Genomic DNA, 24,197 nt, shown 5'->3' on the forward strand with positions numbered 1-24,197 from the left:
GTCGATCACCAGCCGAAGGTGCGGTCGACGGCGTCGAGCACCCGGTCGAGGTCCGGCAGGTACTCCTCCTCCACCCGGGCGGCCGGGTAGGGGGTGTCGAAACCTGTCACCCGCAGCACGGGCGACTCCAGGGAGTAGAAGCACTCCTCGGTGATCCGAGCGGCCAACTCGGCGCCGAGACCGATGTTGGACGGCGCCTCGTGCACCACGACCGCGCGGCCGGTGCGCTTCACCGACTCGTACGCGGCGCCCAGGTCCAGCGGGGAGAGCGAGCGCAGGTCGATGACCTCCAGCTCCCGACCGTCCTCCGCGGCGGCGGTCGCCGCCTCCAGGCAGGTCCGCACCATCGGCCCGTAGGCCAGCACCGTGACGTCGGTGCCGGGCCGCACGACCCGGGCCGAGTGCAGGGGGTACGCCTCGGACAGCGGCGCGTCCAGGTCGACCTGACCCTTCTCCCAGTAGCGCCGCTTGGGCTCCAGGAAGACGATCGGGTCATCCGAGGCGATGGCCTGCTGGATCATCACGTACGCGTCCTGCGGGTTGGAGCAGGTCACGACCTTCAGGCCGGCGGTGTGCGCGAAGTACGCCTCCGGTGACTCGGAGTGGTGCTCGACGGCGCCGATGCCACCGCCGAACGGAATCCGGATCACCATGGGGATGCTGAGCTTGCCGCCCGAGCGGTAGTGCATCTTCGCCACCTGCGACACGATCTGGTCGTACGCGGGGTAGACGAAACCGTCGAACTGGATCTCGCAGACCGGCCGGTAGCCGCGAATGGCCAGACCGACCGCCGTGCCGATGATGCCGGACTCGGCCAGCGGGGTGTCGATCACCCGCTGGTCGCCGAAGTCCTTCTGGAGCCCGTCGGTGATCCGGAAGACGCCGCCGAGCTTGCCGACGTCCTCGCCCATGATGATGACCTTGGGGTCGGTCTCCAGGGCGCGACGCAGGCCGGTGTTGAGGGCCTTGCCGAGGGTGAGCGTCTCCGTGGCCATCAGTGGGCGCTCCCTTCGAAGGACTCCATGTATCGGTTGAACGTCGCGCGCTGCTCGTCGAGCAGCGGAGAGCCGTTGGGGTAGACGTGGTCGAACATCGTCACCGGCTCCGGGTTGGGCATGTTGAGCACCCGCTCGCGCAGGTGCACCGACTCGCGGCGGGCCTGCTCGTCGACCTCGGCGAAGAAGGCCGAGTCGGCGATCTGCTGCTTCTCCAGGAAGGCCTTGACCCGGGTGATCGGGTCCTTGGCCTGCCACGACTCGACCTCGCTGGCGATCCGGTAGCGGGTCGGGTCGTCGGAGGTGGTGTGCGCGCCCATCCGGTAGGTGTACGCCTCGATCAGGCTCGGGCCCTGCCCGTGCCGGGCGTTGTCCAGCGCCGTGCGGGTCACCGCGTACGAGGCCAGCACGTCGTTGCCGTCCACCCGTACGCCGGGGAAACCGAAGCCGGCGGCCCGCTGGTAGAGCGGGACCCGGGTCTGGCGCTCCAGCGGCTCGGAGATCGCGTACTGGTTGTTCTGGCAGAAGAAGACCAGCGGGGCGTTGAACACGCTGGCCCAGACGAACGCCTCGTTCACGTCGCCCTGGCTGGTGGCCCCGTCGCCGAAGTAGGCGATCGCGGCCTCGCCGTCGTCGTTGCCGATCTTGCCGTCCATGGTGATGCCCATGGCGTAACCGGTGGCGTGCAGGGTCTGCGCACCGATGACGATCGTGTACATGTTGAACTTGAACTCGTTCGGGTCCCAGCCGCCCTGGTCGACACCGCGGAACAGGCCCAGCGGCATGATCGGGTCGATGCCCCGGCAGTAGAGGACGCCGTGCTCCCGGTAGGTCGGGAAAGCCATGTCCTGCGATCGCAGCGCCCGCCCGGAGCCGACCTGGGCGGCCTCCTGGCCGAGCAGGCTGGCCCATAGGCCCAGCTCGCCCTGGCGCTGGAGGGCGGTCGCCTCGGCGTCCAGCTTGCGGACCATCACCAGATCGCGGTAGAGGCCGCGGTATTCCTCGTCGGTGAAGTCCACGCGGTACTCGGTGCCGTCCGGCCCGGTGGCGCTGTCGATGCGCTCACCGTCCGGGGTGAGCAGCTGCACCAGCTCCGGATTACCGGCCGCGCCCTTCTTGGAGCGGGGTGCAGGCCGCCTGCTGCGGGTGGTGCCCCCGGGGTCGCCCTTTGCCATCGGTCTCTCCCTGTCGTGTCTGCGTCGGCACCGGGGGGTCACCCGGCCGCGCAACTCGTGCGCCTGCCCGGCTGCTGCCGGGCCGGTTCCTGGCGGCCGCGCCTAGCCCCGGTGGGGGTTGCCGCACGGCGTGAACCGGGTTCTGGCCGAACCCGGATCGGGAGTGCCGGCGCTCAACCGCGCCTGCCGCGAGGGTGCGCGGAGGTCACGGCTGCGTTGCCGTCGTGCTCCATATTCGCAGAGCAGGTGAGCGCGCCCACAGTACGCCTGCCCCGCGTTCCGACCCCCCACGCTTTGCCATCGTTTGTCGCCATCATGCTGGCCTGCGTTTCCAGGGCGATCCGGCGATGATTCGTCACCGTTCGGTCAGCACCGCGTGTCGACACGCGGTGGAGGTTGGACGACGGAGGGTGACTACGTAAGGCTGATTCCCGCAGGATCGCGCCTATCGAGTTATTTGCCGGCTTCAGGGCCGGCGGCGTCCATCCATGTCCTCCGACGTTCGACGACAAGGGGTGTGCGGTGCACGAGCCAGGTGATGGTCCCGGCACACCAGCGCTCGGCCGGCACCGTTCCGCCGGCGGTTACCGCCGGGTGGTCGGCGTGCACCGCGCTCCCGGCGCGGGCGGCCCCACCCGGGGCTACCTGCTCACAGTCGCGCTGCTGGCCGGCACCGCGTCCATGCCGATCCTCGCCGCCATCAGCGCCGGCTCCGCCACCCCGGGCAGCACCGCGCTGCCGGACAGCAGCATCCCGTTCATCCCGACCCCGTCGGTCGGGCCGGTGCTGATTCCGCTGCCGATGACCAGCCAGCCGGAACTCCCACCGCCCGGCTCACCCAGCGTCGGCCCCGCCAGCGGCTGGCTGCCCGCCGCTCCCCGGCGTACCCGGGAAGGGCCGGGGTCGGGGCCCACAGTGGCCGACCTGGGGCCCGCCCGGCGGGCGCCGCACCCGCCGGTGGCGCCGAAGCCTCCCCGGGGCACCTCACCGGCCGTCACCCCTCCCGTCCCCCCGTCGTCGCCGACCGGTTCGCCGACCGACCCCGGTCCGACCGACCCGGACCCGACCGACCCGGACCCGACCGACCCGCCGGGCCCCGATCCGACGCCGAGCCCCAGCCCGACTCCGGCCCCGACGTTGACGCTGGATCCGTCGCCCACGCTGGATCCGTCGCCGACGCTGGACCCGACGCCCACGCTGACTCCTACCTCCACGCTGGAGCCGACCTCCACGCCGACGGACGCCTCGACCGCCACCGCCGTCCCGACCTGCACCCGGTCGGTGCCGGTCACCACCCCCGCGCCGACCAGCACCCGGTCCGTGCCGGCCACCAGGCCTGCGCCGCCCACCACGCCCGCCGTGCCGACCAGCCGGCCCAGCCCGACGGTCCCGTCGTCTCCGACCGATCTCCCGACGTTCGCGGCCGGCCTGGCATCGCTGGCCGGACCGACGCACCCGACGGTGTCCCCGGCGGTACGGTGACGAACAGGCGCGGCCCATCCGGTGCCGACGGTGTTCGGCGGTAGGCGCAAACCGGAGGGGGTGGCGTGGGCGGCGGTACCGAAATCCGCCCGGTCACCAGCCGACCCGGCCCGGGGCGGCGGATCGCCCGGCTGGTCACCGAGGTGACCGCACCGGCCGTGCTCGTGTCGTTGCTGATCATCACGGTGAGCTGGCACAGCGCACGCCGCCCGGGTCAGGGCCTCGTCTGGGGTCTGCTCGCCACGATCTTCGTCACCGGCATCCCGTTCGCCTACATCGTCGGCGGCGTACGCCGTGGCCGGCTCACCGACCATCACATCGGCCGTCGGGAGCAGCGACGGGTGCCGCTGCTGGTCGGCCTCGGGTCGGTCGCGGGTGGGCTCGCCCTGCTCGCCGTGCTCGGCGCGCCCCGCCCGTTGCTGGCGCTGGCGGTGGCCGGGCTGGTCGGCCTCGTGGTCGCCGTGTCGGTCAGCCACTGGTGGAAGATGTCGATCCACTCGGCGGTGTCCGCCGGCACCCTGGTCATCCTGACCCTGACGTTCGGGACGCGCGTGCTCGTCGCTACGCCGCTGCTGGCGTTGGTGGGCTGGTCCAGGGTGCGGCTGAGGGACCACACGGTGCCGCAGGTGCTCGCCGGTGGTGTGCTCGGCGCGCTGATCGCCGCGGCGGTCTTCGGCCCACTGCGCTGAGACCGGCCGCAGACGCCGGCCGGTCTCGGGCGCGCTGGGCCGACCGAGCCGCTCGGCCGGGGCCGAGGCGGGCGGCGCGATGCCGCCCGGCCTCGGGTGTCGTCAGGCCCCGTCGTCGGCGAGGCGGTGCCGGTTCGCCTCGATCCAGGCGTCCAGGGCGGCCGGGTCGTCCGGGTCCACGCCGTCGGCCATCAGCTGCGCCACAGCGGCGGTGGCGGCGCTGCGTCGCTCACCCGTGGAGTACAGGCGAGCGAACTCCGGCACCATCTCCTCGATCGCCTCGTCGGTGCGCGTGGCCGCCGCCTCGGGCAGACCGCGCTGGCGGGACGCGTACCGCGCCCAGGCACGCAGCACCCGGGGCAGCATCGCGGCGTCGTCCATGTCCAGCACGGCACGGCGGTGCACCCAGTCGAGCAGGAAGAGCCCGGACACCGCCGGGCTCCAGCGCATCGGGTCGGCATCCGGGAAGGTCGCCGAGTGGTCCAGCAGCAGGCTCAGGCAGAAGTGCAGCGAGGCCAGCTCCGGGCCGTCGACGGAATCCAGCCCGAAGCGGGTGGCCTCCGGCGCGGCGAGGAACCGCCGCACCAGGTCGGTGCGCTCGGCGGCGGAGAGTGGCTCGACCTCCGCCGGGCCGGTCGGGTCGGCCGCGGTGGGCAGCAGCGCCAGCCGGGCACCGACCAGCGCCCGGTCGGTGGCGAGGGAACCCTCGCCGGGCAACTCGCTCAGCTCGTCGGTCACCGCGAGATGGCGGGCCACCTCGCCACGGAGCCGGGCCGGATTCTCGGTGCGAAACCAGGTCAGCTCGTCGTCCGCGCACATCTGGCGGACCTGGTCCAGGATCCGTTCCGCCGGCCCGCCGACGAAGATGTCCTTGGTGATCCCGATGTTGTGGTCCACCAGGGCCACCAGCGCGTGCTCCGAGCCGCCGGACGCGTCGTCGTAGGCGAAGGTGGCGAGGTAGGACGTCTGGTCGCCGTAGACGTCGCCGTACGCCCACGTGCCGGTGAGGTGCACCCGACCGAGTTGGCCGGTCCAGGTGGGTGCCTGGCTGCCCGGCCGCACCCGGCCGGTGCCCTCGGCGTCCGGGACGAGCGTGGCGAAGACCTGCCGGATGGTGGTCGCGGCCGCGACCCGGCGACGGGCTGTGGCGGCGAGAAACCCGGTGACGAACTCCCGTACGGCGGTGTCGCGGTCGGTCTCCGCGATCGCGTAGACACTGCCCAGCAGCGCGCTGCCGAGCATCTCGGCGTCGAGGGCGGACTCCAGCTTGGTCACGTCGCGTGCGGCGTGCAGCACCGCGTCGTAGGGGGTCTGAGGCGTGGCCATGCTCCGACCCTACGCCGCCCGGGGCGTACACAGAGCGGTAGCGAGCCGTGCGGAGCGTCAGCGGCGGGCGGCATCCCTCAGCGCGTCGCGTGCCTGCGCGTACGAGCCGAGCACGACCCGCACGGGTGTGAGCACGTACTCCTCGCCCACCCGGGCCACCTTCGCGGTCAGGCGTTGCTCGGCCCGGGCCCGGGCACGCCGGGCGGCCCAGCGCACCACCGGTCGGGTCAGCGCCGACAGCAGCAGCCCGGCCAGCAGACCGCCGAGCAGCAGCAGGGTCGGCAGTGGCACCTGCCCGACCATCGGGTTGTCCAGCGCGGGCAGGCCGAGTGCCCGCAGCGCGTAGCCGAGCACCAGCCAGCCCAGACCGACCACGGCTGCCAGGGTGACCAGCCACTGCACACCGCCGACGACCCGCCACCACAGCGGTCGACGGCCGAGGCCGAGGTCGGTGCCGGCGATCGTGCGGTCCAGCGCGTCCGGCAGGTCGCCGAGGCGGGACCGGGCGGCGGCGGTGACCGCGCCGGGCCAGGCGGCGGGCAGGTCGGCGGCGGCCCGGTCGGCCACCGCGCGGATCGCCAGACCCAGGGCCGAGCGTTGGGCTGCCGTCGGGTCCGGCACGGAGGTGGCCGCGACCAGGCTCTCCGCCGGGTCGGCCCCCGCGTCGGCAGGGCCGGGCAGGTGCAGCCGGCGCAGCGGGTCGGGTCGCAACCGCCGCCAGCCCCGGACCAGGGGCCAGCCGGTGGCCGCGACGGCCCGGTGCCGGTACGCCTGCTGCACCGCCTCGGTCACCGCGGGCACGCCGGCAGCTCCGGCCAGCGCCCGGTTCAAGCCATCGACTGTCGAGTCGTCCGGCCCACCGGCCGGTCGGGCCGAGCCGACCAGCTCGTCCAGCCCGGCGACGACCGTGTCGACGTCGCCGGCGAGCCGACGCAGCGCAGCCTGCCGCTCGGCGACGGTCCGCTCCAGGGCACCGCGCAGCCCGACCATCCCGGCCGGGTCGATGGCGGTGGTGGACATCAGCGGCACACCGGTCAGCCCGTCCGTGTCGAGCAGTCGGCGCAGGTCGTCCAGGACCCGGGGCACCTCCGCCGGGGGCAGCCGGTCGGCCTGGTTGAGCACGACCACTGTGACGTCGCGATGCCGGTGGAACTCGCGCAGGTAGCTGTCGTGGATGACCCGGTCGGCGTACTTCTGTGGGTCGACCACCCAGACCACCTGGTCGACCAGGCCGAGCAGTCGGTCCACCTCAAGCCGGTGGGACCGCTGGACCGAGTCGAAGTCGGGCAGGTCGAGCAGGATCAGCCCGTGCAGCGCCGTCTCGTCGTCCGCGTCCAGGGCGCTCTCCCGGACGAAACGGTGTCGGGGCAGCACGCCGATCCAGTCGAGCAGGCGGTTGGCGCCTTCCAGTGGGCCCCACACGCAGGCGTGGGTGACGCCGGTGGTCGGCCGACGGACCCCGACCGGCGACAGCTCCAGCTGGGCCAGCGCGTTGAAGAGGCTGGACTTGCCGCTGCCCGTGGCGCCGGCCAGGGCGACCACGGTGTGGTCCCGGGAGAGCGCGAGTCGGGTGCCGGCCCGCTCGACCAGGGTGTGCGCGGGCACCAGTTCGGCGTCCGGCAGCAGGCCGTCGACAGCGGTCAGGAACCGGCGTACCGCGTCCAGTCGGGCGATCAGCGCGTCGGCGTCGACCCGCTGGTCCCCGCGGAACGCCTCGCGAACCCGGCCGGTGATGTTCGTCACCGGAAACCCTCCTCGTCGGCGGCCGGCGGGGTGTTGCCGGCGGCGGACAGGCCGCTGCGGTGCCGGGCCAGCTCGACCCGGCCCGCGGCCCGGCGCAGGCCGTCACCGGCGTCCGCGGCGGGGCGGGCGTCCGCGGTGCGGCTCAGGAAACGGTCGGCCTCCGCGTCGAGCAGCGTCCGCACCCGGTCCAGCAGGTCGGTGCGGGCCTTGGCGGCGAGGGTACGCACCGCCTGGTCGCCGAAGATCGCCTGGAGTACGGCCTGCGCGGCGACGGTGGTGCCGGCCCCGGTGGCCACCTCCAGCCCGGTCGGGATGAACGCGGTGGAGGCGAACACGGCGATCATCACGGCCAGCCCGGTGGCGTTGACCGCGTACGCGGCGGTGCGGGCCACGAACCGCTTGTCCCCGCCCTCGACCCGGACCAGCTCCAGCACCCCGCGCTGCCAGTCCCGGACCATCCGTTCGGCGCGTTCGGGCAGGTCGGCGCTCGGGTGGGCGAGCGCCGGTTCGAGCAGGTCGGCGCCCGCGGGGTGTGCCTTCCACCCGGTGTACGCGGATTCGGCGGCCTCCGAGGCCACCCCGCGCAGCAGTGTCACCAGCTGCGACTCGATGGCGTTGCGGAGTTCGACGGAGGGCGCCGGCCGGCCGGTGACGGCGGCCACGACCCGGTCCCGCAGGCGGCCGATCCGTGCCTCCAGGGTGCGGAACAGCTCGCCGGTGCCGACGAACTCCTGCCAGCGGGCGAGCACCTCACCCCGGAGCAGCCGACCATCCTGGAGCCCCTGCTCGACGGTGCGCTCGGCACCCCGGTACGCGGCCCGGACCCGTTCGTCCAGCCCGTCGGCGGCGGCGAGCTGCTCGTCGGCGGCGTCGGCCAGCTCCTCGACGGCGGGGTGCAGGGCGGCCAGCGCCCCGTCCAGCGTCTGACGGACCACCGCCGCCCGGGCGTCCGCGTCGCCGGCAAGCCGGGCGAACCAGTCGGCCAGCGATGCGGTGACCCCCTCGGGCAGCAACCCCTGCCCGTCGACCCAGGTCTCCGGCAGCACGAACAGCGGTGCCCGGCCGAGGTCCTGTTCGGCGAGCATCTCGCTCAGGTGCGCGGCGATCTCGTCGGTCGCCTCGGCGGGCACCCGGTCCAGCACCATGGCGATCACCGCGCCCCGCGACCTGGCGCTGCGCAGCAGCTCCCAGGGCACCGCGTCGGCGTACCGGGCGGCGGTGGTGACGAAGAGCCAGAGATCGGCGGCGGCGAGCAGTTGGGTGGCGAGCGCCCGGTTGGCGTCGACCACCGAGTCGATGTCGGGCGCGTCGAGGAAGGCCAGCCCGGCGGGCAGGGCCGGCGCGGTGACGAGGTGCAGGGCGCGCGGATCTTCGCTCGGCTCGGTGGTGCGGGTCAGCCCGGGCAGCAGGTCACCCTGCCGGAACCAGGCCGCGTCGGACGGGTTGCAGACCAGCACCGGCGAACGGGTGGTCGGCCGGAGCACGCCGGCGGCGCTGACCCGGGCCTTGACCAGGCTGTTGACCAGGGTCGACTTGCCCGCGCCGGTGGAACCGCCGACCACCACGAGCAGTGGGGCGTCCAGCCGGGCGAGCCGGGGCAGCAGATAGTCGTCGAGTTGGTCGGTGAGGGCGGTGGCGTTGTGCCGGGCGGACCCGGCGGAGGGCAGCGCGAGGGGGTACCGGGTCGCACCGATCGCCTCCCGGAGGCCCGTCAGCGCGCCGGGGAGGCTGTCGTCCCCGGTGGTGGCGGGCGGCTCCTCCGCGGCGTCCGGCGGGCCGGTGCGGGATGCGACGGCGGGCGCGCCGGAACGGGTGGCGGAATCGCCGTGCGTCGTCACCGCTAAAGCGTGCCCGACCGATGCAAGGGAAGACAACCGGACGGTAATAACGGGTAGGTTGCGTCGGGTTGACTCAACCCAACTTGACGATTCGCCAACGCGTGGCACTATTGAGTCAAGTTCACTCAACTTGTGGTGGGGCCCGCTGCGGGCGGTGCTCGCCAGGCAGCCGCGGGCAGAGCCCGTCACCTGCACAACCTTACGAAGCGAGGAAGCGAACATGGCACGTGCGGTCGGTATCGACCTCGGCACGACGAACTCCTGCGTCAGCGTTCTCGAGGGCGGTGAGCCCACCGTCATCGCCAACGCTGAGGGGTCGCGGACGACTCCGTCGATCGTCGCGTTCGCCCGCAACGGCGAGGTGCTCGTCGGCGAGGTCGCCAAGCGTCAGGCAGTGACCAACCCGGATCGGACGATCCGGTCGGTCAAGCGCGAGGTCGGCACGAACTGGTCCGTCGACATCGACGGCAAGAAGTACACCCCGCAGGAGATCTCGGCCCGGACGCTGATGAAGCTCAAGCGGGACGCCGAGGCGTACCTGGGCGAGCAGATCACCGACGCGGTGATCACCGTTCCGGCCTACTTCAACGACAGCCAGCGCCAGGCCACCAAGGAGGCCGGTGAGATCGCCGGCTTCAACGTGCTGCGGATCGTCAACGAGCCGACCGCGGCCGCCCTGGCGTACGGGCTGGACAAGGGCTCCAAGGAGCAGACCGTCCTGGTCTTCGACCTCGGCGGCGGCACCTTCGACGTGTCGCTGCTGGAGCTGGCCGAGGGTGTCATCGAGGTCAAGTCGACCAGCGGTGACAACCATCTCGGTGGCGACGACTGGGACCAGCGGATCATCGACCACCTGGTCAAGACGTTCCGTGGTGAGCACGGCATCGACCTCGGTCAGGACAAGATGGCCCTTCAGCGCCTCCGTGAGGCCGCCGAGAAGGCCAAGATCGAGCTGTCCGCCGCCACCACCACCAACATCAACCTGCCGTACATCACCGCCGGCGCGGCCGGCCCGCTGCACCTCGACGTGACGCTGAGCCGCGCCGAGTTCCAGCGGATGACGCAGGACCTGCTGGACCGTTGCAAGGGCCCGTTCGAGCAGGCCGTGAAGGACGCCGGGATCAAGATCTCCGATGTCGAGCACGTCATCCTGGTCGGCGGTTCGACCCGGATGCCCGCCGTGACCGACCTGGTCAAGCAGCTCACCGGTCGTGACCCCAACAAGGGCGTCAACCCGGACGAGGTCGTCGCCGTCGGCGCCGCCCTCCAGGCCGGTGTGCTCAAGGGTGAGGTCAAGGACGTCCTGCTGCTCGACGTGACCCCGCTGAGCCTGGGCATCGAGACCAAGGGCGGCATCTTCACCAAGCTGATCGAGCGCAACACCACCATCCCGACCAAGCGCTCCGAGGTCTTCACCACGGCGGACGACAACCAGCCGTCGGTGCTGATCCAGGTCTTCCAGGGTGAGCGTGAGATCGCGGCCTACAACAAGAAGCTCGGCACCTTCGAGCTGACCGGCCTCCCGCCGGCGCCGCGCGGCGTGCCGCAGATCGAGGTCGCCTTCGACATCGACGCCAACGGCATCGTCAACGTGCACGCCAAGGACCTGGGCACCGGCAAGGAACAGAAGATGACGATCACCGGCGGCTCCTCGCTGCCGAAGGACGACATCGAGCGGATGCGCCGGGACGCCGAGGAGCACGCGGAGGAGGACAAGCGCCGCCGCGACGACGCCGAGACCCGCAACGTGGCCGAGGCGCTCCAGTGGCAGACCGAGAAGTTCCTCGCCGAGAGCGGCGACAAGCTGCCCACCGAAAACCGGGAGCAGCTCAACGAGGCGCTCGGCGAACTGCGTGGCGCCCTCGGTGGCCAGGACATCGAGAAGATCAAGTCCGCGCACGAGCGGCTGGCGCAGGTCTCCCAGCAGGCCGGTTCGCTGCTCTACTCGCAGCAGGCCGAGCAGGGCCAGCAGCCCGGTGGCGAGCCCGGCCCGGGTGCGACCGGCGCGACCGGTGCGACCGGCACGCAGGCCGGTGGGGCCGACGACGTGGTCGACGCGGAGATCGTGGACGAGGACGGCAAGAAGTGACCACCGGCCTCGGACACGTATCCACGGCGAAGGGGATGAGGTAGCCGCATGACGCAGAAGCCACGAGCCGCCGACCCGGCCGACACCGGGTCGACGCCGGGTGGCTCCGCGCCCACGGAGCCGACCACCGGCGACAAGGAGCGGGTCGTCATCCGCAACAACCGCAAGCTCGTCGACACGTCGGAGCCTGAGGGCACCGCAGCCGACGCCGAGACCGGCGTACCGGCCGAGGGCCTGGTCGAGGACGCCGAGGTGGTGGTCGACGAGATCGAGGTCGAGGTCAACGCCACCGACGGTCCGGAACCATCCGGCCCGGCGGTGGTGGACGCCCCGGCGCAGCCGGTCGACGGCGGCGGCGCGGGCACCTCGCTCGGCGCCGAGCTGGAGGCGCTCCGGGCCGAGCTGGACGAGCGCACCAGGGATCTGCAGCGGGTGTCGGCGGAGTACGCCAACTACCGCAAGCGGGTCGACCGGGACCGCAGCCTGGTGCAGGAGCAGGCGACCGGCTCGGTTCTGGCCGCGCTGTTGCCGATCCTGGACGACCTGGACCGGGCCCGGGAACACGGCGACCTGGTCGGGCCGTTCGGCACGGTGGCGGAACAGCTCACCACCGCGCTGGGCAAGTTCGGCCTGAACGCCTTCGGCGAGCAGGGCGACCCGTTCGACCCGACCCGGCACGAGGCGGTTGCGCACCAGACCTCGGCCGACGTCAGCGAGCCGACCTGCGTTCAGGTCATGCGGCGCGGCTACCAGCTCGGTGAGCGGCTGCTGCGCCCCGCGCTGGTCGCGGTCGCGGATCCGGAATAGTGCGAGACAGTGACCGGGCCGTCCCGTCCACCGCGCAGCGGTGGGCGGGACGGCCGGGCCTCGAGGGTCGAGAGGGGGTGGACCGGTGAGTTCGAAGGACTGGATCGAGAAGGACTTCTACGCCGTGCTCGGCGTGGACAAGGCCGCCTCCGCGGATGACATCAAGAAGGCGTACCGCAAGGTGGCCCGGGAGTCGCACCCGGACCACAACCCGGGCGACCCGAAGGCCGAGGAGCGGTTCAAGGCCGCGTCCGAGGCCTACAACGTCCTGTCGGACACGGGTCGCCGTCGCGAGTACGACGAGATGCGCTCGCTGTTCGGCTCGGGAGCGTTCCGGCGCGGCGCCCGGGGCGGAGGCCAGCCGGGTGGCATGCCGTTCGACGTCTCCGACATGTTCGGCGGCGGTGGAGGCGGCGACCGTCGCTTCGGCGGTGCCGGCTTCCAGGACCTGTTCAGTTCGATCTTCACCGGTGGCCAGGCCGGTGGGCAGGCCGCCCCGCGCGGTCCGGCCCGTGGTCGGGACGTCGAGACCGAGGTGGCACTGGACTTCGGTGACGCCGTACGCGGGGTGACGCTGCCCCTGACGCTGCGCGCCCCCGGAGTCTGCGAGACCTGCCACGGCAACGGGGCCAAGCCCGGCACCCAGCCGCGTACCTGCACGGTCTGCCACGGCGCCGGGGTGACCACCCGCGACCAGGGTGCGTTCAGCTTCTCCGAGCCGTGCCGCAACTGCCAGGGCGTCGGCACCGTGGTCGAGGAGAAGTGCCCGGAGTGCCACGGCAGCGGCGGGGTCACCAAGACCCGCACCATGAACGTACGGTTCCCGGCCGGGGTGGCCGACGGTCAGCGCATCCGGCTGGCCGGGCGCGGTGAGCCAGGCGAGCGCGGCGGCCCTGCTGGTGACCTCTTCGTGCAGGTCAAGGTTCGGCCGGACGAGCTGTTCGGGCGTACCGGTGACGACCTGACGCTGACCGTGCCGGTGACCTTCGCGGAGGCCGTGCTCGGAACGGACCTGCGGGTGCCCACGCTCGACGGCGCGGTGACCCTGCGGGTTCCGCCCGGGACGCCGAGCGGGCGGGTGCTGCGGGCCCGCGGCAAGGGTGTGGTCCGCCGCGACGGGCAGGCCGGTGACCTGCTGGTCACGTTGGACGTGGTTGTCCCGGCCCGACTGTCGGACGAGGCGCGCGCGGCACTGGAGGCGTTCGCCGAGCAGAGCCCGCCGGCGGCCCGGGAACATCTCGACGCTCGGGTGCGTCGGGTCAGTTAGTCCGATGGAGTGGACGCGGAGGTGAGCGGCATGTCGGGCGAGTTCATCGGTTCGGGTGACCCTGCCTACGAGGCCAAGGTTCTGATGATCTCGGTTGCGGCCCGGATGGCGGGGATGCACCCACAGACCCTGCGGCAGTACGACCGGCTGGGGCTGGTGCAGCCCGGCCGGGCCGCTGGTGGCGGACGTCGGTACAGCGTGCGCGACGTGGTGCTGCTGCGCGAGGTCCAGCGGCTCAGTCAGGACGACGGGATCAACCTGGCCGGCGTCAAGCGGATCATCGGGTTGGAGCGGCTGCTGGAGCAGGCGCAGCAGCGGGTGGCCCGACTGGAGGCGGAGCTGGACGCCGCGTACCGCCGGGTGGCCGAGCTGGAGTCGCTGGCCCGCTTCCCGGGTCGGGACCTGGTGCCGACCAACCGCACGTCCACCGCGCTGGTTGTCTGGCGACCTCGCCGCATGCCCGATCGCTGACCAACCGCTCACCCCGCGCTGTCTTTCGGCCCGGACCGTACCGGATTTCCCGGCGCGGTCCGGGCCGCTTCGGTTAGCCTGTCGATACGGTCCAATCGGCTTAATACGGACCTACCGGCATGGCGAGGGGGAGCGATGGCGGAGCCGGCGAAGAAGGTTGCCCAGCAGGCGGAAGAACGGTTGGAAGAACTGGCCGAGACCGTCCGCAAGAAGTTCGACAAGGTGACCGAGGGGACCTACCGGGACCGGGTCGTCGGGGGTCGGTTCGCCAGCCGGGACGACCACGGCGGCGAGAAGGACCGAGCCGAGACGGAACGGCGGCAGGACTGACCGGTGACCGACGTGCGGGCCGGGACCCACGGGGGGTCCCGGCCCGTTCGCGTCAATAGAGTGCGGGCCGGGACGCTACCTCAGCCGAGGCGGCGGTTCTCGCGGACCAGGCCGCCCTCGCACCAGTCCCGGTAGACGAAGAGATCCGGTCGGGCCAGCAGCACCCGGCCGTTGTGCGCCCAGATCTTCATCAGCTCGTCGCCGTCACGCTCGGCCTGTTCGACGAGCTTGCGGAAGCGACGCTTCGGGTGGGCCCGGAAGTTCGTCCGGATGCCGTCGGCCGCGTAGATGTAGAGGCAGTGCAACGCGAACCGCCGCGCCGGGCAGGACGGGTCCATCGCCAACTCGAAGAGCGTCAACACCAGTCGATCACCGGAGACCAGCAGGTCCCAGTCGGGCGGCATCGAAGCCAACGGCACCGAATCAGGCTGGTACGCCCAAGCTCGCAACTCCGCCGGACTCGGATCGACGGGGTTGGCGAAGCCGTGGAACGTCGATTCCTGCACGCTCACCGGCCGACCTTCCGCTCTCGCCCGCGTTGGCTGCGCTGCCTGCGGACCCTGGCTGCTGGGGCGAAACGGTAACCCGCCGTCGAGTGCTGCGGTAGTCCCCGTGGGGAGCAATTCAGCAACCGTTGGGGTCGGGGCTGCGCGGTCAGTCGTGGATCGGGACCGGTGCCGCCCGCTGGGCCGCCGCGCGGGTGCGCAGCCACCGCTTGAACCACGGGAAGTCCGGCAGCCGGGCGAGGATCGGCCCGGTCACCACGGTGATCAGGACGTACGTCGCGGCCAGGGCGGCCAACCGCGGCTCGACGCTCCCGGCGGCCACCGCGAGTCCGGCGATGACGATGGAGAACTCACCTCGGGGTACGAGTGCGAGGCCGGCCCGCCATCGGCCGGGTTCCGCGATGCCCACCCGACGCGCCGCGAGGTAGCCGGTGAGCGTCTTCGTCGCCATGGTGACCACGGCCAACGCGAGCGCCGGCAACAGCACCGGCGGGATGTCCCGTGGGTCGGTGACCAGGCCGAAGAAGACGAAGAACACAGCGGCGAACAGGTCCCGCAGGGGGGAGAGCAACTCGGTCGCGTGGTGAGCCACCGGGCCGGAGAGCGCGATGCCGACGAGGAACGCGCCGACCGCCGCCGACACCTGCAACTTCGCCGCGAGCCCGGCGATCAGCAGGGTCAGGCCGAGTACGCCGAGCAGCAGCGCTTCCGGATCCTTCGCGGACAGGGCGGACGAGATGAGGTGGCCGTACCGAATGGCGACCACCAGCACCAGCAGCACCGTGCCCACCGCGACGGCGAGTGCGATGCCGCCGCCGAGCAGACCGGTGCCGGCCAGTACGGCGGTGACCAGCGGCAGGTAGAGCGCCATCGCCAGATCCTCGATCACCAGGACCGAGAGGATCACCGGGGTTTCCCGGTTACCGAGTCGTCCCAGGTCGGCGAGGACCTTGGCGATCACGCCGGAGGAGGAGACCCAGGTAATGCCGCCGAGCACCAGGGCGGCCACCCAGTCCCAGCCGAGCAGCAGGGCGAACGCCGCGCCGGGCAGCGCGTTGAAGACGCCGTCGATCAGCCCGGCCGGGGCCGCCGATCGGAGGTTGCCGACCAGCTCGTTGGCCGAGTATTCCAGGCCGAGCATCACCAGCAGCAGGATGACGCCGATCTCGGCGCCGACCGCGAAGAACTCCTCGCTGGCGGCGAGCGGAAGCAGCCCGCCGTGCCCGAACGCCAGCCCGGCGAACAGGTAGAGAGGGATGGGGGACAGGCCTACCCGGCGGCTGAGCCGACCGAGGACGCCAAGCAGCAGCAGCAGCGCGCCGACTTCGACGAGCAGAGTGGTGGAATCGTGCATCCGCCTCAGCCGTCCGGGTCACTGTCGGCGAGGATGGCGGACACGCCGTCGAGACCCCGTCGGGTCCCGACAACGACCACCACGTCGCCGGCCGCGAAGCGGAAGGAGGGAAGTGGCGAAACGATGACTTCGCCTTCGCGAAGCACCGCCACGATGGAGGCGCTCGTGCGGGTACGCGCCTTGGTGTCGCCGAGCTTCCGGTTGACGTACGGCGACCCGGCCGTGATGGCGATCTGCTCGGTGAGCAGACCGGCGGCCTGCTCACGCAGCCCGGAGAGCTGGCCGAGCATCAGCGACGCGCCGAGGATGTCGGCCAGGGCCTCAGCCTCGTCGTCGGTCAGCGGGATGTCCGACTGGCAGGCGTCGGGATCGTCGGGGTCGTACAGGACGAGATCACGGCGGCCATTGCGGTGGGAGACGACGCCCAAACGGCGTCCTGACTCCGTCACCAGATCGTGGCGTACCCCGATCCCGGGTAAAGCGGTCTGCTCGACACGTACTCGCACCCACCAAGGCTACCGCTTCGTGAACAGAAGGCAGATCTTGGAAGCCCTCGGCCCTCCGACCAGCCCCGACACGTCCAACTGACCATGATCGACTCGGTTTCCATGAAGTCGCGGTGTCCTGGCGGTCCGGATACCCCGACTTTCTGAAACCCGAGTGGATCAACCGGGCCGGGTCGGCCGGGGCGCGCAGAGGGGCGGGACGTGGTGGTGCCCGCCCCCGGTGGAACGGGCGCGGGCACCGGAGTTCGTCGTGGTCAGCGGAGGCTGGCGAAGAACTCCCGGATGTCGGCGACCAGGACGTCGGTGGCCTGGTGGGCGGCGTAGTGACCGCCGACGTCACCGCGGCCATCGACGTCGTTGTCGTACGCGGTCCACCGGACGATGTTCGCGTGGTCCCGGTCGGCGAAGCGGCGGATGGACTGGAAGTCGCCGGGGAACATGGCCAGCGCGGTCGGCGCGGTGGTCGGCCCGGTCGGTGACTCCTCGGCGTGCGCGTCCTCCCAGTAGAAGCGGATCGCCGAGGCGGCCGTGCCGGTGAGCCAGTAGAGCGCCACGTTGGCCAGGATGAAGTCCGCGTCCAGGCTCTCGTCGAAGAGTTGCACGTTCCAGGCGAGCAGCCCGACCGGGGAGTCCGCCAGGCCGAATGCCAGGGTCTGTGGCTGCTGGCTGTGCACCTGGTTGAAGGAGAACTTGTTCTCGTAGAACCACTGGAGGTGCCCGAGCGCCGCCTGATCCGCCTCGGACAGCCCGGCGAACTCTTCCGGGTCGCCGGAGGGGAACGAGAAGAGTTGGGTGACGTGGACGCCGAGCACGTGGTCGCGGTCGATCCGGCCCAACTCCGGCGCGACCATCGAGCCGGCGTCGTTGCCGGCCGCGCCGTAGCTGGCGTACCCCAGGCGGTTCATCAGCTCGGCCCAGGCGCGGGCCGTGCGGTGCCGGTTCCACCCGGCGCTGCGGGTCGGGCCGGAGAAGCCGAAGCCGGGCAGCGACGGGATGACCACGTGGAAGGCCGGCGCGTCCGGGTCGGTCGGCTCGGTGAGCGGGGCGATCACGTCGAGGTATTCCAGCACCGACCCGGGCCAGCCGTGGGTGAGCACCAGCGGGGTGGCGTCCGGCCGGGTCGACCGGACGTGCAGGAAGTGGATCTGCTCGCCGTCGATCTCGGTGACGAACTGCGGGTGGGCGTTCAGGCGGGTCTCGACGGCGCGCCAGTCGAAACCGTCCCGCCACCGCTCGGCGAGGGCGCGGACCCGGTCGATGCTCATCCCGTACGAGTCGCCGGTGCCGGGCAGGTCGGCGGGCCAGATGGTGCGGCCCAGCCGGTCGGCCAGGTCGTCGAGTGCGGTCTGCGGGATCTCGACGCGGAACGGGCGGATCGCGGTGCCGGTCATCTGATGCTCCTTCGGAACGGAATGTTTCGTTCTGCAATCAGAGTAGCAGACCGGAATGATCCGTTCCACTGGTAGTCTGAGGTCATGCCGAATTCCCCCGGAAAGACGCTGGCCGGCCGCCGCGCCCAGGCCGCCCGCAACGACGAGGTCATCCTCGAAGCCGCCCGCGTGGTCTTCCTGGACGACCCGAAGGCGCCGATCGCCGCCGTCGCCGAACGCGCGGGGGTCGGCATCAGTGCCCTGTACCGGAGGTACGCGGGCAAGGAGGATCTGCTGCGCCAGCTCTGCCACGACGGGTTGCGCCGGTACGTCGCCGAGGCCGAGGCCGCCCTCGCCGAGCCGGACGACTGGACCGCGTTCAGCGCCTTCCTGGCCCGGGTGGTCGACGCCGACGTGCACTCGCTCACCGTCCACCTGGCCGGCACGTTCACTCCAACCGAGGAGATGGGTCGGGACGCGATGCGCGCCAACGAGTTGGCCACCGCCCTGTTCGAGCGGGCCCGCGCCAGCGGGCGGCTGCGCCCGGACGCGGTCGTACAGGATCTGGGGTTGCTGCTGGAGGCGTGCGCCGCGGTGCGCGTACCCGATTCGGAGCGCACCGGGCAGTTGCGCCGACGCCAGCTCGCGGTGCTGCTGGCAGGTCTGTCGACCGGGCCGGCCACGGACCCGCTGCCCGGCCCACCGCCCGCGGCGGGAGAGTTCGACTGGCGGTGGCGGCGACGGGAGTGATGGGCATCACGCGCTAAGGTTGAGCGGAATACGCTCAACTCTGGTTGTGTCCAATTCAGTGGACAACGCCGATCCGGGGGAGCCCATGAACACCGAAAAACTCACCACCAAGAGCCGCGAAACCATCACGGGCGCCGTCGCGCTGGCCAACCAGCGTGGTCACGCCACAGTGGAGCCCTGGCACCTGTTGCTGGCACTGCTGGACACCGACGGCTCGACCGCCACCGGTCTGCTGCGCGCCGTCGGGGCCGACCCGACCGAGCTGCGCCGGGCCGCCCAGCGCGCGGTCGACGGCCTTCCCGCAGCCCGCGGCTCCAGCATCGCCGAGCCGACCCTGGCTCGGGAGTTCGTCAACGCCATCGGCGCCGCCGAGCAGATCGCCCGACCGTTGGGCGACGAGTACACCTCCACCGAGCACCTGCTCGCCGGCTTGGCCCGGGTGGGCGGCGCGGTGTCCGGTGCGCTGAAGACAGCCGGTGCCACGGAGGAGGCCCTGGTCGCGGCCTTCCCGACCGTGCGGGGTGGCGACCGGCGGGTCACCACCGCCGACCCGGAGCAGACCTATCAGGCCCTGACCAAGTACGGCGTCGACCTCACCGCCAGCGCCCGGGACGGCAAGATCGACCCGGTCATCGGCCGTGACTCCGAGATCCGCCGGGTCATCCAGGTGCTCTCCCGGCGTACGAAGAACAACCCGGTGCTGATCGGTGAGCCCGGCGTCGGCAAGACAGCGATCGTCGAGGGACTGGCCCAGCGGATCGTCACCGGTGACGTGCCCGAGTCGCTGCGCGACAAGAAGCTGATCTCGCTCGACCTTGGCGCGATGGTCGCCGGCGCGCAGTACCGGGGGCAGTTCGAGGAGCGGCTCAAGTCCGTCCTGGAGGAGATCAAGAACTCCAACGGGCAGGTCATCACGTTCCTCGACGAGCTGCACACCGTCGTCGGCGCCGGCAAGGGCGAGGGCTCGATGGACGCCGGCAACATGCTCAAGCCGATGCTGGCCCGTGGTGAGCTGCGGATGGTGGGCGCCACCACGCTGGACGAGTACCGCGAGCACGTCGAGAAGGACCCGGCTCTGGAGCGCCGTTTCCAGCCGGTGCTGGTCGGCGAGCCGACGATCGAGGACACCATCGGGATCCTGCGGGGGCTCAAGGAGCGCTACGAGGTGCACCACGGCGTACGGATCACCGACGCCGCGCTGGTTGCCGCCGCAACACTGTCGGACCGCTACATCACCGACCGGTTCCTGCCGGACAAGGCGATCGACCTGGTCGACGAGTCCGCGTCCCGGCTCCGGATGGAGATCGACTCCCGGCCGGTCGAGGTGGACGAGATCGAGCGGGCGGTCCGCCGGTTGGAGATCGAGGAGATGGCGCTGGCCAAGGAGCCGGACGCCGCCTCCGCCGAGCGGCTGGAGCGGCTGCGCAAGGAGTTGGCCGACAAGCGCGAGCAGCTCACCGTGCTCTCCGAGCGCTGGCAGACGGAGAAGAGCCACATCACCAAGCTCTCCACCGCCAAGGAGGAGTTGGAGCGCCTCGGCGGCGAGGCCGAGCGGGCCGAGCGCGACGGTGAGCTGGAGCGCGCCGCCGAGCTGCGCTACGGCCGCATCCCCGCCCTCAAGGTCGAGCTGAAGCAGGCCGAGGAGGAGCTGGCCCAGCTCCAGGCCGACGGCGCCATGCTCAAGGAGGAGGTCGGCGCGGACGACATCGCCGCGGTGGTCGCCTCCTGGACCGGCATCCCCGCCGGCCGCCTGCTCGAAGGCGAGACAGCCAAGCTGCTGCGGATGGAGGAGTCACTGGGCGGCCGGGTGGTCGGCCAGGCCGAGGCGGTCGGCGCGGTCTCCGACGCGGTACGCCGTGCCCGGGCCGGAATCGCCGACCCGGATCGCCCGACCGGCAGCTTCCTCTTCCTCGGGCCCACGGGTGTCGGCAAGACGGAGCTGGCCAAGGCCCTCGCCGAGTTCCTCTTCGACGACGAGCGGGCGATGGTCCGCATCGACATGAGCGAGTACGGCGAGAAGCATTCGGTCGCCCGCCTGGTGGGCGCCCCGCCCGGCTACGTCGGCTACACCGAGGGCGGCCAGCTCACCGAGGCGGTGCGCCGCCGACCGTACTCGGTGATCCTGCTGGACGAGGTGGAGAAGGCCCACCCGGACGTCTTCGACGTGCTGCTCCAGGTGCTCGACGACGGTCGGCTCACCGACGGTCAGGGCCGCACGGTGGACTTCCGCAACGCCATCCTGGTCCTCACGTCCAACCTCGGGTCGTCGGTGATCAGCGACCTGACCCTGGCCGAGGAGCAGCGCCGGGAGGGCGTCCTCGCCGTGGTGCGGTCGCACTTCAAGCCGGAGTTCCTCAACCGCCTGGACGACATCGTGGTCTTCGCCTCGCTGCTGGGCGACGATCTGCGTTCGATCGTCGACATCCAGTTGGACCGGATGCGGCGGCGGTTGGCCGACCGCAGGCTCGGCCTGGAGATCACCGATGCCGCTCGGGACTGGCTCGCCGAGCACGGCTACGACCCGATCTACGGCGCTCGCCCGCTGCGTCGCCTGATCCAGACGGCAATCGGCGACCAGTTGGCGAAGGCCCTCCTGTCCGGCCAGATCCGCGACGGCGAAACGGTGAAGGTAGAGCTGAACACCACCACCAACGCCCTGGCGGTAACCCCCGCCTGACACGGTGATCAAGAGGTTTGCGTCATGGCGCTGTCTTCTCATGACGCAAACCTCTTGATCAACAGGGTGGAGTGGAGGCCGGCGGGGAAAGGGTGGGGGCATGTTCGGGATGCGCAAGGCCTGGGAGCGGGAACTCGGTGCGGACGTCGACACGTTGGTCGCGGCCGACACGCTTGCCTTCGGTGGGGTCGGCTTCGCCGGCAAACTGTTGCCGGTGACCGAGGCGTACCAGCGGGTCGAGGCCGCCCTCGACGACCACCCCGAGGAGGTACGCCGCCAGCTCGACCGGGTGCTCGCCGACGGCACACCCGCCGGCCGGGCGTACGCGGCGACGCTGCTGGAACGGATCGACCCGGCGGCGGCCCGAGCGGCCTGGACGTCGCTGCGCGACGACCCGAGCGAGTTCACCACCTTCGTCGGCTGCGTGATGGACCGCGAAACCATCGGGAACTACGCCACCCAGCGCCTCTCTGCGGCGTGAGTCATCCGCCATCCACGGTGCGAGGGTGCACACCGGGCGACATCACGGGTGCCGTCGGTAGCTGAGCTGTCCGTCACGGTACGGGTCCGGATCGTGCCCGCGGTTGTTACCGTCTGCGCCGACGTACCTGGGGAGGTGGTCGGGTGAGCGGGTCAGCGGTGTACCTGGTGGTGGCCCTTGCCGTACTCGTGGCGGTAGTGGTCGTGATCGTCGTGCGGGCCCGGCTGCGAGCCGCGGCCCGGCCCGACGGCACCCTGCCACCCGGCCGTGCGGCGGGGACGCCGGGCGGCGGCCCGCTCCGCCTGGCCCTGGGCGACCGGGTGCGGATCCAGGACCAGGAGTACGTGGTGAGTGGCACGGTCCGCCTGGTCGAGGGGGACTGGAGCTGGGTGCAGCACCTGCTCGACGACGGCTCCGGCACCCGTCACCGGCTCTCCGTGGAGGACGGCCCGGAACTGGAGCTGGTGCTGTGGACGGCCGAGCCGGGCGCGACCGTCACCCCGGGGGCCCCGACCATCGACCTCGGCGGCCGGCGCTACACGTGGGCCGAGACCGGGCAGGCGCGCTACACCGCCACCGGGGAGACCGGGCTGCCGTCGGCCGGGACGATGCGCTACCACGACTACCAGTCGGGTGGCGCCGCGCGGCTCTCCTTCGAGGCGTACGGCGAAGAGGGCTGGCGGGTCGCCCGCGGTGACCTGCTCGACCCCGTCGACCTGACGATCCGTCCCACGTCCGAGGAGCACTGAGCCGAACCGGGCGGGACGCGCGGGGTCGACGCGGCATGCCGAACTGGCTTGTTGTCGATACGGTGTGGGCGCGATCTTAGGGAAGGAGAATCGTGGTCGATTCCCAGAGCACGCCGGCCCGTCAGCGGCCATCCATTGTGTCGATTTCCAGCTACCTGCTCTTCCTGTTCCTGGCGTGCCAGGTGATCAGTCTGATCATCACGCTCAGCACCATCGGTAAGACGCGCGACGCCCTTCGTGACGCGTACGCGGGCAGCAACGTCGAGAACGCCGATCAGGTGGGTGACGTCTTCTACGCCATCGGCCTCGGCAGCGCCATTCTGGTGCTGTTGCTCGCGGTCGTGCTGGGCGTCCTGGCCCTCTTCAACAACCAGGGCCGCAACGGTGCCCGGATCACCACCTGGATCGTCGGCGGCATCATGGTCTGCTGCGTGGGTGGTGGCCTGCTCAGCAATGCGGCCGGTGGTTTCACCGCCGGTGGAGACACCGGTGCCAACGGGCCGAGCAGCGAAGAGGTCCAGCGCCGGTTGGAGGAGGCCCTGCCCTCCTGGGCCACCGCGGTGAGCCTGCTGCTCGGCGTGATCAGCCTGATCGCGCTGCTCGCGGCGCTGATCCTGCTGGCGATGCCGAAGGCGAACGCGTTCTTCCGCAAGCCGACCGCGGGGTGGGAACCGCCGACCCCGGGGGCCAGCTACCCGCAGGCTCCGGGTCAGCCCGGTTACCCGCAGTCGTCCGGTGAGCCCGGCTACCCGCAGTCGAGTGGGGAGCCGAGCTACCCACCGCCACCGGCCACGAACCGGCCGGACGACACGCCGCCGGCGGACCGTCCGGGGTCAACCCCGCCGTCGACGAGTTGACCGACAGATAAGCACGACGCCGACGATCCCTCCGAGTAGGTTGCAACCCGACGCCTACCGGAGGGATTCGTCGTGTCGTACCCGGAATCGGCACCGGCCCGCCGGCCCGCCGTCGTCCCGATGGCTGCGGGCGTGCTGCTGGTGATGGCGGTCGCCGCGCTCGCGTACGCCGTGGTCGACCTGGTGGTGCTGGGCGGGACCGTCGACGCGTTCCGCACCGCCGCCCGGGACACCTCGGCCAGCCCGGAGCAGATCGACGACGTGGTGACCCTGCTCCGCGCGTCCGCGGTGCTGTCTGCGGTGGTGGCCGCTCTCTCCGCGCCGGTGCTCGCCGGCCTGGCCCTGGGGCTGCTGGCCGGTCGCAACGGCGCACGGGTTGCCACCTGGGTCGTCAGTGGGCTTGGCCTGCTCGCCGGCTGTTGCAGCGTGGCGGTGCTGATCGGCGAACGAGCCGCACCACTGCAACTCGGCTCCGGTGAGCAGGCTGTCGCCGAGTTGCTGGGGCTGATCGGCGACGCGTACCCGTCGTGGTGGATTCCGCTCAACGCCGGGCTTTCCGTCGCGCAGGGGCTCGGTTACCTTGTAGTAGCTACGCTGCTGGCCCTGCCGGCGGCGAACGCCTGGTTCGGTCGCCACCGCTCGACCGCGCCGACCGTCCCACCCGCACCACCGGCGTTCCCGCACGCCCCGCACCAGCCGCCGCCCGCGCCCCCGTACCCGCCCAGGTGAGGACCA

Annotated in this window: 22 protein-coding genes; 13 read left to right on the plus strand and 9 right to left on the minus strand. The window is 71.7% G+C overall.

Annotation, left to right across the window (positions count from 1 at the left end; all coding sequences use genetic code 11):
• Positions 1–5: 5 nt before the first annotated feature.
• Together HNR22_RS19820 and pdhA are read right to left on the minus strand one after the other, a co-directional pair.
• Positions 6–995, minus strand: a complete 990-nt coding sequence (locus tag HNR22_RS19820; RefSeq protein ID WP_179781597.1) for an alpha-ketoacid dehydrogenase subunit beta — start codon at positions 993–995, stop codon at positions 6–8.
• On the minus strand, positions 995–2,170 hold the full coding sequence (gene pdhA, locus HNR22_RS19825) for a pyruvate dehydrogenase (acetyl-transferring) E1 component subunit alpha (protein WP_179781598.1): 1,176 nt from the start codon (positions 2,168–2,170) through the stop codon (positions 995–997). The genes HNR22_RS19820 and pdhA overlap by 1 nt, the downstream gene beginning before the upstream one ends.
• 522 nt (positions 2,171–2,692) lie before the next feature.
• Between pdhA and HNR22_RS19830 the strand changes: the two genes are divergently transcribed.
• Together HNR22_RS19830 and HNR22_RS19835 are read left to right on the plus strand one after the other, a co-directional pair.
• On the plus strand, positions 2,693–3,652 hold the full coding sequence (locus HNR22_RS19830; RefSeq protein WP_179781599.1) for a hypothetical protein: 960 nt from the start codon (positions 2,693–2,695) through the stop codon (positions 3,650–3,652).
• 65 nt (positions 3,653–3,717) lie between these two features.
• Positions 3,718–4,341: a phosphatase PAP2 family protein gene (locus tag HNR22_RS19835; protein WP_179781600.1), complete on the plus strand. Its 624-nt coding sequence runs from the start codon at positions 3,718–3,720 to the stop codon at positions 4,339–4,341.
• A gap of 102 nt (positions 4,342–4,443) precedes the next feature.
• Here HNR22_RS19835 and HNR22_RS19840 read toward each other — a convergent pair whose 3' ends face one another.
• Genes HNR22_RS19840 through HNR22_RS19850 form a run of 3 tightly spaced genes read right to left on the minus strand, consistent with a single transcriptional unit; the run spans position 4,444 to position 9,248 of the window.
• A complete protein-coding gene (locus tag HNR22_RS19840) occupies positions 4,444–5,667 on the minus strand; it encodes a hypothetical protein (RefSeq protein WP_179781601.1) in 1,224 nt (407 codons plus the stop codon).
• 57 nt (positions 5,668–5,724) lie between these two features.
• Positions 5,725–7,410 (minus strand): GTPase, encoded by a 1,686-nt coding sequence (locus tag HNR22_RS19845; RefSeq protein ID WP_179781602.1) that lies wholly within the window; start codon positions 7,408–7,410, stop codon positions 5,725–5,727.
• Complete coding sequence (locus HNR22_RS19850) at positions 7,407–9,248, minus strand: ABC transporter (RefSeq protein WP_179781603.1); 1,842 nt, start codon at positions 9,246–9,248, stop codon at positions 7,407–7,409. The genes HNR22_RS19845 and HNR22_RS19850 overlap by 4 nt, the downstream gene beginning before the upstream one ends.
• A gap of 220 nt (positions 9,249–9,468) precedes the next feature.
• Between HNR22_RS19850 and dnaK the strand changes: the two genes are divergently transcribed.
• The 5 genes from dnaK (at position 9,469) to HNR22_RS19875 (ending at position 14,212) form a co-directional block, all read left to right on the plus strand.
• Positions 9,469–11,337: a molecular chaperone DnaK gene (dnaK, locus tag HNR22_RS19855; protein ID WP_179781604.1), complete on the plus strand. Its 1,869-nt coding sequence runs from the start codon at positions 9,469–9,471 to the stop codon at positions 11,335–11,337.
• 48 nt (positions 11,338–11,385) lie between these two features.
• Positions 11,386–12,144 carry a nucleotide exchange factor GrpE gene (grpE, locus tag HNR22_RS19860; RefSeq protein WP_179781605.1) on the plus strand — a complete coding sequence of 253 codons (759 nt, stop codon included), beginning with the start codon at positions 11,386–11,388 and terminating at the stop codon, positions 12,142–12,144.
• 85 nt (positions 12,145–12,229) lie between these two features.
• Positions 12,230–13,411 carry a molecular chaperone DnaJ gene (dnaJ, locus tag HNR22_RS19865; RefSeq protein ID WP_179781606.1) on the plus strand — a complete coding sequence of 394 codons (1,182 nt, stop codon included), beginning with the start codon at positions 12,230–12,232 and terminating at the stop codon, positions 13,409–13,411.
• A gap of 30 nt (positions 13,412–13,441) precedes the next feature.
• The gene (locus tag HNR22_RS19870; protein ID WP_179781607.1) at positions 13,442–13,882 is read left to right on the plus strand and encodes a heat shock protein transcriptional repressor HspR; all 441 of its coding nucleotides are present in this window, start codon (positions 13,442–13,444) and stop codon (positions 13,880–13,882) included.
• 135 nt (positions 13,883–14,017) lie between these two features.
• Positions 14,018–14,212: a hypothetical protein gene (locus HNR22_RS19875; RefSeq protein ID WP_179781608.1), complete on the plus strand. Its 195-nt coding sequence runs from the start codon at positions 14,018–14,020 to the stop codon at positions 14,210–14,212.
• An 80-nt stretch (positions 14,213–14,292) separates the two neighbouring features.
• Here the strand turns inward: HNR22_RS19875 and HNR22_RS19880 are convergent, their stop codons facing one another.
• From HNR22_RS19880 to HNR22_RS19895, 4 genes are all read right to left on the minus strand, one after another.
• Complete coding sequence (locus HNR22_RS19880; RefSeq protein ID WP_179781609.1) at positions 14,293–14,724, minus strand: hypothetical protein; 432 nt, start codon at positions 14,722–14,724, stop codon at positions 14,293–14,295.
• 142 nt (positions 14,725–14,866) lie between these two features.
• On the minus strand, positions 14,867–16,072 hold the full coding sequence (locus HNR22_RS19885; RefSeq protein ID WP_179781610.1) for a cation:proton antiporter: 1,206 nt from the start codon (positions 16,070–16,072) through the stop codon (positions 14,867–14,869).
• Positions 16,073–16,077: 5 nt separating this feature from the next.
• Positions 16,078–16,578, minus strand: coding sequence for a cation:proton antiporter regulatory subunit (locus HNR22_RS19890; RefSeq protein WP_030332098.1), 501 nt, complete (start codon positions 16,576–16,578; stop codon positions 16,078–16,080).
• 254 nt (positions 16,579–16,832) lie between these two features.
• A complete protein-coding gene (locus HNR22_RS19895) occupies positions 16,833–17,969 on the minus strand; it encodes an epoxide hydrolase family protein (protein ID WP_179781611.1) in 1,137 nt (378 codons plus the stop codon).
• An 84-nt stretch (positions 17,970–18,053) separates the two neighbouring features.
• Here HNR22_RS19895 and HNR22_RS19900 point away from each other — a divergent pair, with 84 nt between their 5' ends.
• The 6 genes from HNR22_RS19900 (at position 18,054) to HNR22_RS19925 (ending at position 24,191) form a co-directional block, all read left to right on the plus strand.
• Positions 18,054–18,698, plus strand: coding sequence for a TetR/AcrR family transcriptional regulator (locus HNR22_RS19900; protein ID WP_179781612.1), 645 nt, complete (start codon positions 18,054–18,056; stop codon positions 18,696–18,698).
• Positions 18,699–18,783: 85 nt separating this feature from the next.
• Positions 18,784–21,375, plus strand: a complete 2,592-nt coding sequence (gene clpB / locus HNR22_RS19905) for an ATP-dependent chaperone ClpB (protein WP_179781613.1) — start codon at positions 18,784–18,786, stop codon at positions 21,373–21,375.
• A gap of 100 nt (positions 21,376–21,475) precedes the next feature.
• Positions 21,476–21,856, plus strand: a complete 381-nt coding sequence (locus HNR22_RS19910) for a hypothetical protein (protein ID WP_179781614.1) — start codon at positions 21,476–21,478, stop codon at positions 21,854–21,856.
• 143 nt (positions 21,857–21,999) lie between these two features.
• Positions 22,000–22,605 (plus strand): DUF4178 domain-containing protein, encoded by a 606-nt coding sequence (locus HNR22_RS19915; RefSeq protein ID WP_179781615.1) that lies wholly within the window; start codon positions 22,000–22,002, stop codon positions 22,603–22,605.
• Positions 22,606–22,697: 92 nt separating this feature from the next.
• Positions 22,698–23,462 (plus strand): hypothetical protein, encoded by a 765-nt coding sequence (locus HNR22_RS19920; RefSeq protein ID WP_179781616.1) that lies wholly within the window; start codon positions 22,698–22,700, stop codon positions 23,460–23,462.
• A 72-nt stretch (positions 23,463–23,534) separates the two neighbouring features.
• Positions 23,535–24,191, plus strand: coding sequence for a hypothetical protein (locus HNR22_RS19925; RefSeq protein WP_343059885.1), 657 nt, complete (start codon positions 23,535–23,537; stop codon positions 24,189–24,191).
• Positions 24,192–24,197 lie beyond the last annotated feature (6 nt).

The organism is Micromonospora jinlongensis (assembly GCF_013410645.1).
GTDB lineage: Bacteria > Actinomycetota > Actinomycetes > Mycobacteriales > Micromonosporaceae > Micromonospora > Micromonospora zamorensis.